Annotated in this window: 12 protein-coding genes, 1 tRNA gene and 1 pseudogene; 8 read left to right on the plus strand and 6 right to left on the minus strand. The window is 63.6% G+C overall.

What is annotated here, in order from left to right:
• A partial coding sequence (ilvA, locus tag PGX04_RS08440) for a threonine ammonia-lyase (protein ID WP_273738102.1) occupies window positions 1–983 on the plus strand: 983 nt, incomplete at its 5' end.
• Window positions 984–1,043: 60 nt separating this feature from the next.
• Here the strand turns inward: ilvA and PGX04_RS34550 are convergent.
• On the minus strand, window positions 1,044–1,244 hold the full coding sequence (locus PGX04_RS34550) for a DUF7534 family protein (protein WP_425498444.1): 201 nt from the start codon (window positions 1,242–1,244) through the stop codon (window positions 1,044–1,046).
• Between the two features lie 222 nt (window positions 1,245–1,466).
• Here PGX04_RS34550 and PGX04_RS08445 point away from each other — a divergent pair, with 222 nt between their 5' ends.
• From PGX04_RS08445 to PGX04_RS08460, 4 genes are all read left to right on the plus strand, one after another.
• Window positions 1,467–1,856: a Rid family detoxifying hydrolase gene (locus tag PGX04_RS08445; protein WP_273738103.1), complete on the plus strand. Its 390-nt coding sequence runs from the start codon at window positions 1,467–1,469 to the stop codon at window positions 1,854–1,856.
• Between the two features lie 7 nt (window positions 1,857–1,863).
• Window positions 1,864–2,109 carry a DUF7981 family protein gene (locus PGX04_RS08450; protein WP_273738104.1) on the plus strand — a complete coding sequence of 82 codons (246 nt, stop codon included), beginning with the start codon at window positions 1,864–1,866 and terminating at the stop codon, window positions 2,107–2,109.
• Between the two features lie 47 nt (window positions 2,110–2,156).
• Window positions 2,157–2,237, plus strand: a tRNA-Ser gene (locus PGX04_RS08455).
• A gap of 431 nt (window positions 2,238–2,668) precedes the next feature.
• Window positions 2,669–3,400: an SOS response-associated peptidase gene (locus tag PGX04_RS08460; RefSeq protein WP_273738105.1), complete on the plus strand. Its 732-nt coding sequence runs from the start codon at window positions 2,669–2,671 to the stop codon at window positions 3,398–3,400.
• Window positions 3,401–3,580: 180 nt separating this feature from the next.
• Here the strand turns inward: PGX04_RS08460 and PGX04_RS08465 are convergent, their stop codons facing one another.
• Both PGX04_RS08465 and prf1 read right to left on the minus strand, forming a co-directional pair.
• A complete protein-coding gene (locus PGX04_RS08465) occupies window positions 3,581–4,510 on the minus strand; it encodes an NAD-dependent epimerase/dehydratase family protein (protein ID WP_273738106.1) in 930 nt (309 codons plus the stop codon).
• Between the two features lie 420 nt (window positions 4,511–4,930).
• Window positions 4,931–6,190: a peptide chain release factor aRF-1 gene (gene prf1, locus PGX04_RS08470; RefSeq protein WP_273738107.1), complete on the minus strand. Its 1,260-nt coding sequence runs from the start codon at window positions 6,188–6,190 to the stop codon at window positions 4,931–4,933.
• Between the two features lie 252 nt (window positions 6,191–6,442).
• Here prf1 and minD point away from each other — a divergent pair, with 252 nt between their 5' ends.
• From minD to PGX04_RS08485, 3 genes are all read left to right on the plus strand, one after another.
• Entirely contained in the window at window positions 6,443–7,372 is a 930-nt protein-coding gene (gene minD / locus PGX04_RS08475; RefSeq protein ID WP_273738108.1) for a cell division ATPase MinD, read from the plus strand.
• A 316-nt stretch (window positions 7,373–7,688) separates the two neighbouring features.
• A complete protein-coding gene (locus PGX04_RS08480; protein ID WP_273738109.1) occupies window positions 7,689–8,231 on the plus strand; it encodes a DUF8159 domain-containing protein in 543 nt (180 codons plus the stop codon).
• A gap of 207 nt (window positions 8,232–8,438) precedes the next feature.
• Window positions 8,439–8,612, plus strand: a complete 174-nt coding sequence (locus PGX04_RS08485; protein WP_273738110.1) for a hypothetical protein — start codon at window positions 8,439–8,441, stop codon at window positions 8,610–8,612.
• Between the two features lie 51 nt (window positions 8,613–8,663).
• Here PGX04_RS08485 and argS read toward each other — a convergent pair whose 3' ends face one another.
• From argS to PGX04_RS08500, 3 genes and pseudogenes are all read right to left on the minus strand, one after another.
• On the minus strand, window positions 8,664–10,442 hold the full coding sequence (gene argS, locus PGX04_RS08490) for an arginine--tRNA ligase (protein ID WP_273738111.1): 1,779 nt from the start codon (window positions 10,440–10,442) through the stop codon (window positions 8,664–8,666).
• 96 nt (window positions 10,443–10,538) lie between these two features.
• Window positions 10,539–11,216 carry a uridine kinase gene (gene udk, locus PGX04_RS08495; protein ID WP_273738112.1) on the minus strand — a complete coding sequence of 226 codons (678 nt, stop codon included), beginning with the start codon at window positions 11,214–11,216 and terminating at the stop codon, window positions 10,539–10,541.
• A 90-nt stretch (window positions 11,217–11,306) separates the two neighbouring features.
• Window positions 11,307–11,432: pseudogene (locus PGX04_RS08500) on the minus strand (NUDIX hydrolase); the annotation flags it as partial.

Consider the following 11,432-nt stretch of genomic DNA (forward strand, 5'->3'; position numbering starts at 1 on the left):
GCAACCACGCGCAGGGGGTCGCGCTCGCGGCCACGCGATCGGGCGTCGACTCGAAGATCGTCATGCCCGAACACGCACCGATCTCGAAGGTCAAGGCGACCAAGAGCTACGGCGCGGAGGTCGTCCTCTCCGGGCGGGACTACAACGAGGCCGCCGAGCGCGCCCACGAGCTCGAGCGCGAGGAGGGCCGGACCTACGTCCACGCGTTCGACGACGAGTACATCATGGCCGGCCAGGGGACGATCGGCCTCGAGATCCTCGAGGACTGCCCCGACGTCGAAACGGTCGTCGTTCCGATCGGCGGTGGCGGTCTCATCAGCGGCATCGCGGTCGCGATCAAGGAGCAACGTCCCGACGTTCGCGTGATCGGGGTACAGGCCGACGGTGCCTCGAGCGCCGCCGCGTCCCTCGAAAAGGGCGAACGCGTCTCGATCGACGAGGTCGACACGATCGCGGACGGGATCGCGACCCGGAGTATCGGCGAGCAGACGTTCCCCTACATTCGGGAGTACGTCGACGAGGTCGTCACCGTCTCCGATCCCGAGATCGCCGTCGCGCTGGTCTACCTGCTCGAGCGCTCGAAGACTCTCGTCGAGGGCGCAGGTGCGGTCCCGCTCGCCGCGGTCCTGTTCGAGAAATTCGACTACGTCGAGGACGAGGTCATCGTCCCCGCGCTCTGCGGCGGGAACATCGATCTCAACACGCTCGCCAACGTCATCGTCCGCGGACTGGTCGAGACCGGCCGCTATCTGAAGATCAGGACCGTCCTGAAAGACCGCCCGGGGGCACTCGACGACCTCCTGGACATCTTTACCGAACACCGCGCGAACATCTACGCCATCCATCACGATCACACCTCCCGCAACGTCGAGATGAGCGACACCGAAGTCGAACTCGAACTCGAGATGCGCGGTCCCGACCACGTCGACGAGTTCCTGACGGCGCTCCGGGACGCGGGCTACGAGGTCGACGTGCTCGCCTAGTGCCGGACGTCCTCTCCCAATCTATCGTGGACTTTCCGTCCAGTCACCGTATGAACCGTGTTAGAGTCTCATTCTGAGATAAGCGATGCCGTTCTTATACGTGAGGATGTACGAGATGAGTGGTACGAGTAGCAACATCGGCGCAGCATACACGATTTGCGCGAACGGATCGGGTGGAAACACTACTGCTGCTATCATAAGCACAGCTATGATCAACACGTACACCGTTACAAAAAACTGAAGGAAGGAACGAGCGTCCATACTACCCGCTCTCTCGTTCCACAATCATATCATTTTCCATCCGACATGAATGTATCTTTCCAAAACCATCTTCGTATCATTCGGATACTGTCCTGTCGTATTGACCGACTCACGAGACTGCCGTACTGATCGTTCTCTCCGTTCGACCGATCGTCTCCGTCGATCGGAGGTGCAAACTCGACTTCGCCCGCTTTTAAGCCGTCTCGGTGCAAGACTGTGAGCATGAAACGAATCATCGAAACCGACGACGCGCCGGCCGCGGTCGGTGCCTACAGCCAGGCGACCAGCAACGGCTCGCTACTGTTCACCGCCGGTCAGATTCCCATGACGGCAAACGGTGACCTGCTCGACGACGAGTCAATCGAGAACCAGACCGATCAGGCCCTCTACAACCTCGACGCCGTCCTCGACGAAGCGGGTGCGTCCGCCGAAGATATCCTCAAGGTCACCGTCTTCCTTGAGGATATCGACGACTTCGAGGCGATGAACGAGGCCTACGCCGACTACTTCGACGACGAGCCGCCGGCCCGCAGCGCCGTCGAGGTCGCCGCGCTTCCGAAGGGCGTCGGCGTCGAAATCGAAGCCGTCGCGTCCGTCGACCAGACGGAGTGAGTCCGTCGTGAGCGGTTATCCGTCGAAGAAAATGGGGATCGATTCGCGGGCCAAATCCGCGTTCCTGTGGGGGATCGTCGGCTTCCTGTCGTTTCTGGTGCTCGTTCAGGGCTACGCCCTGCTCGCGGAACCGATCGTGACGCTCGCGCAGGCGCTGGGGATCGGACTGCTGGTCGGTCTCGGAGCGGGGGCCGGAGCGTACCTGCTCGAGCCGCAACTCGCTGCGCGGGCGGTGAATCGCGCGAAGGAGTGAGCACATCTCGTAACAGTTAAACAACGGACGCGGTTAGGATGACCTGAGCCAGGATGGCCGAATGGTAAGGCGCACGCCTGGAAAGCGTGTTCCCTTTGGGATTCAGGGTTCAAATCCCTGTCCTGGCGTATACTGTCTCTGTAAGTCAGTGAACGAAAGCGGTGGCTGTCAACGTCGCTACTGAGCGACTGAGTACGGTCGGAAGGGGAGGGGTACGGGGAGAGGCGTTACCGCTCGAGTTCGATCGGCGAATCGGTCGCGATCCAGCAATCGGGGTCATCCGGATCTCTGAGCTCCAGATTGCCGCTCTGACACACCACCATTTCGTATTGATCCGTCATGATGACCCCGCTATCGACTCCACCGGGATCGGATATCGTAACGAGGCCCGTACCAGTCGCACGGATCGGGGTAAGCGCTTCATACTACTGTAAGCGGGCGTATCCGGACTGATGTTTCGCGGCGTCGAGCGGCAGTGAACACCGAGTCTAATCGCTACTGAAATGTCACAGCGGCAGTGACTGGACAACCCTTTGGCCTCGCGACCCGATAATCGAGTATGTGCGGTCGCTACACGCTCGTCGTCGAGCAGGACGACCTCGAGACCCGATTCGACGCCCGGTTTCGGGACGGTGCGTCCGAGACCGATTCGGAACCGGGATCGCGGTTCACGCCGCGGTACAACATGGCTCCCGGGCAGGAGCTGCCGGTGATCACGAACGAGGAGCCGGAGACGTTCCAGCGCCTCGAGTGGGGGCTGGTTCCCTCGTGGGCCGACGACGACAGCGGCGGACTGATCAACGCGCGGGCGGAGTCCGTCGACGAGAAGCCGAGTTTCCAAGACGCATATGAGTGTCAACGGTGCCTCGTTCCGGCGGACGGGTTTTACGAGTGGGTCGAGACGGACGACGGGAAGCAGCCGCATCGAGTCACCTTCGCGGACGGCCGGATGTTCGCGATGGCTGGCCTCTGGGAACGCTGGGAACCGGAAACGACTCAGACGGGGCTCGGCGCGTTCGGCGGCGGCGTCGACGAGGGCCGCGATTCCGGCCCGCTCGAGACGTTCACGGTTATCACGACCGAGCCGAACGACCTCGTCGCGGACCTCCATCACCGGATGGCGGTGATCCTCGATCCCGCTGCCGAGCAGCGGTGGCTATCGGGCGAGGATGCGGAGGAACTGCTCGAGCCGTATCCGGCCGACGGGATGCGGGCGTACCCGGTGTCGACGGCGGTGAACGATCCGTCGACGGACGAGCCGTCGCTGGTCGAACCGCTCGAGTCCGCGTAATCAATTGTTTCGGGCACTGATCCGGTCGGACGATACTATAGTACCAACTGAAACGATTTACACACCGATCGCAAAGTTGTCGCGCGTCGGGTGTGCATTGACTTTCAGTGGCTACTATAGCCCGCAGCACCCCGATTCGGGGGTGGAGTTTCACAGCAGACAACAGTTGCAGGAGCCCCCTCAGCTCAGTTCGTTGATGATCTCACGCGTCGACCGTCGGACCGCCTCGTCGCTCGAGAGGCGGGGCTCCCAGCCCAGCGCCGAGAGCTTCTCGATCGAGAGCCGCATTTTCGGCACGTCGCCGGTCCAGCCCCGTTCGCCGCCGGTGTACTCGCGATCGGGATCGGCCCCCAGTTCCTCGGCGACGATGGCCGCGATCCGGTCGACCGAGGTCGTCGTTCGCGTGCCCAGATTGTACGTATTCATGGCGTCGTCGGCGTGTTCGACGGTGTGACAGATCGCGTCGAGACAGTCCTCGAGATGGAGGTAGGACTTCTCCTGTCGGCCGTCGCCGAGAATCGTCAGGTGCTCGGGGTCGTCCTGCAGCTTCTCGATGAAATCCGGGATCACCGCCCCGCGGAGGCGCGGACCGACGACATTCGCGAATCGGAAGTTCCAGACGGTGAGGTCGTGACTGTGGGCCCGCGCCGAGAGTAACCCCTCGTCGGCCAGCTTGCTCGCTCCGTAGGCGCTGATCGGCTCGAGGGGCGCGTAGTCCTCGGGCGTCGGCCGCGGCGCCTCGCCGTAGACCGTCGAGGAGGAGGTGTAGGCGATCTCGGTCACGTCGGCGTCGGCCATCGCCTCGAGGATGTTCCGAGTCATCCGCGTGTTGTCGTCGAACTGGCCGTGAGGCCGGTCCGTGTCGACGTGTTTCGACGCCGCGAGGTGGAAGACGAGGTCGACGTTCTCGAGGTGGCCCGCGAGTGCGTCGGGGTCAGTGAGATCGGCCTCGAGAAAGTCGGCGTCGTCGGAGACGCGGTCGCGGTCGCCGTTTGAAAGGTCGTCGACAACGAGGACGTTCGCGCCGTCCGCGAGGAGGCGCTCGGTGAGGTGAGAACCGATGAAACCGGCTCCGCCCGTGACGAGTGCGCGTCGGTTTGAAAGTGACATGGTCGATGGTTCACCGACGCGGTGTTAATCTCCTTGGGTTTCGGCGACGGGTCACGTCGTTTCCCGTTCACCTCGCGGTTCTCGCTCACTGTGTTCGCTCACGGCTCGCTTCGCTCACCGTTCGCATTCCCGCGGTTCTCGCTCACTCTGTTCGCTCCGAACCGCGCACCGTTCGGATGGTTCGCAGGACCTCCGGTCCCGCGCTATTCGCTTTCGAGGCGTTCCCGTCGTCTTCGCGCGGAAACGCCGCTCGAATGGTCTGCGAGACCTCCGATATCGTGCTCGTCGCGCCTCGCCGACAGCGCGCGTCACCGCATACCGGTTGATCAGTGCGGGTGACACACCGCAACCCGTTACTGACTGCTTTGGTAGGAAGAGCAGCAAGGATATCAACGGTCGCGAGTAGCCCGAGCAGAGGCCTTAGACGCCGGTCGAGTACCGCAGGATCCCGGCGAAACCGCCGAAGGCGTTGAGGAGCTGTTCGCCCTTCTCGAAGTCCGTCGAGATGAATTTGGTCTCGGTGCCGCGCTGTTCGGCGATATCGATGAGGTGGTCGATGGCGTCCTCGCGATCCTCCTCGGTCGCCTCGACGTCGGTGCCACACTCGGTACAGGTGTGTGTCGGCGTCGACTTCCGACGGTCGACGACCTCGCGCTCGGTGGTGCCACAGTCGGGACAGTCGTAGGTAATCACGTCCTTCCGGAGATCCTCGCTGATCAGGAGGCGGTCGACCGACCCCATCATCAGGTTCCGGCGGGTCGGCTCGAAGCCGTAGGTCGCGAGGTCGCCGGCGTTGAGTTCCTCGAAGAACTCCTCCATCACCTTCTTGTCCTTCATCACCTCCGCGTCGGCGAGCGCGTCTTCGGCGTTGTCGACGAGGTCCTTCAGGCCTGATTCGTCGGTGTAGGCGACGTCGAACTTGCCCAGTACGGAGTCCTGCAGTTCGTGGTGGAGGTAGTCGCCGTCGAGGAACTCGTCTTTGGTGGGCGAGGGACCGCCGACGAGGATGCCGTCGAGTTCGTGGCGTCGCGAGACGAACAGGTCGTTCGCCATCCCCGCGACCTCCTGGTAGAAGTTGTCGATGGCCTCGAGTCGCAGGCGGGCGAATCGCTGGGCGGACTGGCCACCCTTTCGCTGCTTGCCGGGAACCAGCGAGGAGGCGGACTTGACCGGTTCGATGCGTTTGCCTTTCAGCCAGCCCACGTTGGCCTCGCGGCGATCGAGGACGATCAGACCGTAGAGGCCCTTGTCGGCGAGCATCTCCTCGAGCGGCTCGGTCAGGAAGTCCGAGTCGCAGTGATAGCGGAAGGACTCGATGGGCTGGGGCGGACTCTCGAGGACTTTCGTGACCATATCGGTGCGGCCGCCGCCGGAGTCGACGGCACCGGAGAAGAGCACGATGCCGTTCTCCGGCGGAAAGGTGTCGAAGTACCGGAGCCGGTCCTTGATGCTCGTCAGCGCGTCCTGGACGGCCGTTCGGGTCTGTTTGGACTTGATGTTGGCCGCTTCGCTGTGTTCTTGCGTGACGTGCTGGACGACGTCACTGATCTGTCTGTCGTCGGGAATGTAGATGGTCACGAGCTGCGTTCCGGAGCCGTCGTAGTCCTTGAGGTCCTCGATGACCTTCCGGAACTCGTACTTTTTCCGGTCCGAGTGCTCCTGCTCGCCCTCCTGGCTCATTAGCCGTATAAAACGGGGCTGTGGGTAAGAATCCTTTGACACACCTGCCAACGTGGGACCGCTTGCCGATCGATGACGAGAGTACTGGCTGCCGACGAGTGGTCGTCACAGTCCCCGTCGACGCGGGCCAGCACCCGAGTCGAAGCGGAACGCGCGGGACGCTGTCGCCGACGTGATTTCCCCTGTAACGACGAGGGAGGTGTGGTCACGATTTAAGGTGGTGCCGTTCTACAGTCCGGACAGTATCCGAGTATGTCTCATGAGACGGTCTACGCCATCGCGAGCGGGAAAGGCGGCGTCGGGAAGACGACGACGACAGTCAACCTCGGCACGGCCCTCGCAGAGGCCGGCGAGCGCGTCGCCATCGTCGACGTCGATCTCGGCATGGCGAACCTCGCCGGATTCGTCAGTCTCACTCCCGATTCGACCACCCTTCACGACGTGTTAGCCGGAGATGCATCGATCGACGACGCCACCTATCGACTCGCGGACAGCATCGTCGCCGTCCCGAGCGGAACCAGCCTCGACGAGTACGCCGAAACCTCTCCCGAGGGGCTGCGCGACGTCGTCGAGGAACTGCGATCACGATTCGACTACGTCTTCCTCGACGTCGGCGCCGGCATCAGCCACGAGACCGTCCTCCCCCTGGGACTGGCCGACGCCGTCGTCCTCGTCTCGACGCCCGAACCCGCGGCCGTTCACGACACGAAGAAGACGATCGAACTGACCGACCGTGCGGGCGGCGAGGTCGCCGGCCTCGTCCTCACCCGCACCCGGCCTGACGGCGACGTCTCCCACGACGAACTCGGCGACCGCCTCGAGGTGTCCCTCCTCGGGACGATTCCCGAGGATCCCGCGGCTCGTGACAGCGTCTACGCCGGGACGCCGCTGGTCGTCTTCGAGCCCGACGGGCCCGCCGCCGTCGCTTACCGCCGCCTCACGGCCGATCTGACCGGGCTCGAGATCGACGTTCCGGAGCCCGACCACGACGGTGACGGGGATACCGCGTCCACCGACGCCGAACAATCGGCGGCCGAACCGAACACGGGCGGCGGTGACGAGGTCGATGCGGGCGGTGGTGACGATGCGGACGGCGGTGACGATGCGAACGATACCGACGAGCGCGAGGCGGCACACGACGATGTCTCGAGCGCGATCACGGAAGCCGAATCGGATCACTGACGAGCGATCGTCCCCGTCGTGCGCACGATTTCCGGCGGTATGAACAGCCTAAACCGTCGACTCCTGCCCGCGCCCACTGTTCATCACGCCGTTTTGCCGATCGGACGAGATCCCTCCGGCGGAGGTGGAATAGTGGTACTTCGACAGCCTGCAATGAATTATGAGGCGTCTGACCGGTCGGTATCGTCGTCGGTATCGGTGTAGAGAAACGCTACGAGCCGCTCTCCGTTCATTCTCGAGTCGAAACGACGGCGTTTCAGCGTTCGAGATAGTAACGAACTGATTACTAATCACGGCGGTTCTCGATGCCTCGCCCATGGAGCGACGAAAAATCCTCCTCGGCAGTGGCGCAGCACTCGCAACCATGCTCGCGGGTTGTTCGAGCAACGAAACCGGCGACGAGTCCGACCCGAACGACGACAACGATGAGTCGCTCGGAGACGACGGGGACGATGGAAGCGACGGAACTGACGGGTCTGACGGCAGCGACGGCACCGATGAACCCGACATTCCCGGTCTCGATCCGGACAAACTGAAGATCGACAGCGAGAAGATCTCGATCAAGGACGTCAACAAAGACGGCGACAAAGTCGATATCGTCGCGACGACGACGACAACCGATCCCGACGTACTGATGGCCGAGCTCGAGTCGCTCGCAAACGACATTACTCGCGCGATCTCCGATCCCGAGGCGTTCGTGGCCGCGGTCAACAGCGTCACCTGGGTGCTCGAGAAGGACGGGGCCAAGGTGATGTCGTTCTACGTCGACGTGCAGTGGGCGCTCGCGTTCATAAACGGCGAGATGGACGAGAGCGAGTTCGTCGATCGCGTCCTCGATACCGTCGGCGAGACGCAGTAGCGTTCCCGTTGCGATCGCCCGGTGACCTCCCGTTCTTTCGGAACCCGACTGACCGTGTAGCTGTGCGTATCGCCAATCGCTTTCCGTGACGATCGCGTCCGCTCGTCGAATACCGTCGAGCAAACGGCCGCTGAGAACCTGGAACCGCATCTCTATCCGAAACATAAATATAGTAACTATTTTACCGGAATCGATTTGAGATGGAATATGGACTTGAGAAATCCGGCCGTCCGATGGGGAATCGGTCTCTCCAGTGGTGCTATGGTCGCTGCTATCGGACTCCTCGTTCTGGAGGGGACGACGCAACTCCTCGTATTCGGAATAGCCGTCTTCGATACGATTTCGACACCGCTGATCCTGAAGCAGGCCGTCGAGGACTGAGCGGGCAGAACGCGTTGGGAGACGCGAGACCGAGGCCAGCGAAATGCGAGACTACATCGAGCGCGGTGCGGCCACGCCCAGAATCGACAGCGCGTTGGCGACCGCGTGTTTCGAGGCGGCAACCAGTGCGAGTCGCGCGTCGCGGACGTCGGGATCGACGTCGTCCGCGAGCACCGGACACTCCCGGTAGAAGCCGTTGAACCGGTCCGCGAACTCGCGGGTGTAGGTCGCGATCTGGTGGGGCTCGAGGTCGTCGGCGGCCTCGTCGACGACCGCCGGGAACCGCGCGATCGTCTCGAGGAGGTCCCGTTCCGCGTCCGTCTCGAGCAGATCGGCGTCGACGGCGGTCTCGACGTCGGCCATGCCGGTCTCGGGATCGATCCCCGCCTCTTCGAGGATACCACAACAGCGCGCGTGAACGTACTGGACGTAGGGCGCGGACTGGGCCTCGAAGTCCAGCGCGCGGTCCCACTCGAAAGTGATCGCCTTCGTCGGCTGCTTGGAGACGATGTCGTAGCGGACCGCGCCGATCCCGACCTGATGGGCGATGCGCTCGATGTCGGTCTCGTCCAGATCGTCGTCCCGGATGCGGTCGTCGAGACGGTCCTCGACCTCTCCGCGGGCGCGATCGATCGCTTCGTCGAGCAGATCGTCCAGATCGACGCCGGTGCCCTGTCGCGTGCTCATCTTCCCCTCGGGGAGGTTGACGTACGAGTAGAGCACCTGTCGGAGCTGGTCGGTCTCGTTGCCCAGCAACTCGAGGGTCGTCCGGACCTGCTTGGCCTGTAGCTTGTGGTCCTCACCCAGCACCGTCACCGCGCGGTCGTACTCGTCGAACTTCCACTCGTGGTGGGCCAGATCCCGGGTCGCATAGAGCGAGGTGCCGTCAGAGCGCAGGAAGACGAGATTTTTGTCGATGCCGTGGTCCTCGAGCTCGAGCTGCCAGGCGTCTTCCTCGTAGACCGATTCGTCGAGTTCCTTCAGTCGTCCCACGAGGTCGTCGGTGTCGCCGTTGCGCATGAACCGCGTCTCCTTGACGAACTCGTCGAACTCGGCGGGGAGGCGCGCGAGACACTCCGTCATACCGCCGAGCACCTGATCGACGACTTCGCTCACTCGCTCGTAGGCCGCGTCGTCGCCCGCCTCGAGGCCCTGCATGATCGATTCGATCTCGGCTTCGGCCGCTTCGACTTCGGCGTCGGACGCGTTCTCGAGGTAGGCGTTCCCCTTGCGGTAGTAGCGCACGAGGTCGTACTCGATGCGGTCGCGCTCGGGCGGCTCGTCAAGATCCGCCTCGTCGAACGTCTCGTAGGCCCAGGCGAAGACGGCCATCTGCCGGCCGGCGTCGTTGACGTAGTAGTGCCGGTCGACGTCGTAGCCGGCGTACGCGAGCAGGTTGGCGACGGCGTCGCCGATGATCGGGTTCCGGGCGCGGCCGACGTGGACCGGTCCCGTCGGGTTCGCGCTGGTGTGCTCGACGAAGCCCGACTCCTCGCGGTCCGACAGACTACCGTAGGTGTCGCCGGTCGCCGTCTCCAGCGTCTCGGCGAAGTAGGCGTCGCTCGGCAGGAAGTTGAGGTAGGGTCCCTGCGTTTGCACGTCCGAAACGTAGGTCAGTTCGTCGGCGTCGATTTCCTCGGCGACCTGTCCGGCGACCTGCGGCGGCGGCGCGCCGGCCTCGCCGGCCAGTCGAAACGCCACGCTCGAGGCGAGGACGCTCTCGACGTCGTCCGGCGGCTCTTCGATCCCCAGATCGTCCGTGGGAAAGTCCAGCGTCGAGAGCGCCCCCTCGAGGGCGTCTTCGACCTCCGCGCGTAGGGAGAGGAACATACCCGCCCGTATTCAGGGCTCGAGTAAAGGAATGTCGGGTTTCGTCTCGGCGCGGCGTCTCGCCGAGCCGGAATCGAAACTGGAACGGGAACGCGGTCAGTCCGTCGTCCGATCGGTGAACGACAGCTCGCGGTCGGAGACGTCGAGTCCTCTCGAGCCCTCCGGGAGTTCGGCCTGGACCTTCTCGATCAGGAGGTCGATCGCCATCCGGTTTGCCCCCTCGGGAATGATCACGTCGGCCCGTTTCTTCGTCGGCGCGACGAACCGCTCGTGCATCGGTTTGACAGTCTCGAGGTACTGGTCGATGACGCCCTCGAGGTCGCGGCCGCGCTCGATGACGTCGCGTTCGATCCGGCGCAGAATGCGGACGTCCGCGTCGGTCATCACGTACACCCGCAGATCGAGCAGGTCCCGAATCGCCTCGTCGTGAAGTGCGAGGATCCCCTCGAGGACGATGATCTCCGAGGGCTCGACGGTGACGCGCTCGTCCGTGCGGTTGTGGACCTCGAAGTCGTACTGGGGCATCTCGATCGACTGGCCCGACAGCAGCGTCTCGAGTTGCTCCCGGAGCAGTTCCCACTCGAACGCGGAGGGATGATCGTAGTTGACTCCTCGACGTTCCTCGAACGCGAGGTGCGAAAGCTCCTCGTAGTAGTTGTCGATCGGAATCCGCGTGACCGCCTCGCCGACGGTCTCCGCGACCGTGCGTGCGACCGTCGTTTTCCCGGCTCCCGTGCCGCCGGCGATTCCCATGGCGAACGACGGTGTGCTCATCGTCCGAATCTGGGTCGGCCCGCTAATGAATCCCCTGATCCCGCGTCGCCCCGAGTCGACGGAATCCGTTCGCTCCCCGAGTGCCAGCGCTCACTCGAGCGGGGCGGCAGCCTCACGGAACCGCTCCTCGTGGACCGGGCGAAAGGTCTCGCTCGAGGCGTCGAACTCGCTCGGCGTCCAGAACCGGGCGTCCGTGGCGTCGCTGCCGGCCGCCGG

Source organism: Natrinema soli (assembly GCF_028618695.1).

Bases quoted from the DNA above. Each gene is read 5' to 3' on its own strand.
- PGX04_RS34550 (WP_425498444.1), bottom strand. From the start codon at position 1,244: ATGGACGCTCGTTCCTTCCTTCAGTTTTTTGTAACGGTGTACGTGTTG.
- PGX04_RS08445 (WP_273738103.1), top strand. From the start codon at position 1,467: ATGAAACGAATCATCGAAACCGACGACGCGCCGGCCGCGGTCGGTGCC.
- PGX04_RS08460 (WP_273738105.1), top strand. From the start codon at position 2,669: ATGTGCGGTCGCTACACGCTCGTCGTCGAGCAGGACGACCTCGAGACC.
- PGX04_RS08465 (WP_273738106.1), bottom strand. From the start codon at position 4,510: ATGTCACTTTCAAACCGACGCGCACTCGTCACGGGCGGAGCCGGTTTC.
- prf1 (WP_273738107.1), bottom strand. From the start codon at position 6,190: ATGAGCCAGGAGGGCGAGCAGGAGCACTCGGACCGGAAAAAGTACGAG.
- minD (WP_273738108.1), top strand. From the start codon at position 6,443: ATGTCTCATGAGACGGTCTACGCCATCGCGAGCGGGAAAGGCGGCGTC.
- PGX04_RS08480 (WP_273738109.1), top strand. From the start codon at position 7,689: ATGGAGCGACGAAAAATCCTCCTCGGCAGTGGCGCAGCACTCGCAACC.
- PGX04_RS08485 (WP_273738110.1), top strand. From the start codon at position 8,439: ATGGACTTGAGAAATCCGGCCGTCCGATGGGGAATCGGTCTCTCCAGT.
- argS (WP_273738111.1), bottom strand. From the start codon at position 10,442: ATGTTCCTCTCCCTACGCGCGGAGGTCGAAGACGCCCTCGAGGGGGCG.
- udk (WP_273738112.1), bottom strand. From the start codon at position 11,216: ATGAGCACACCGTCGTTCGCCATGGGAATCGCCGGCGGCACGGGAGCC.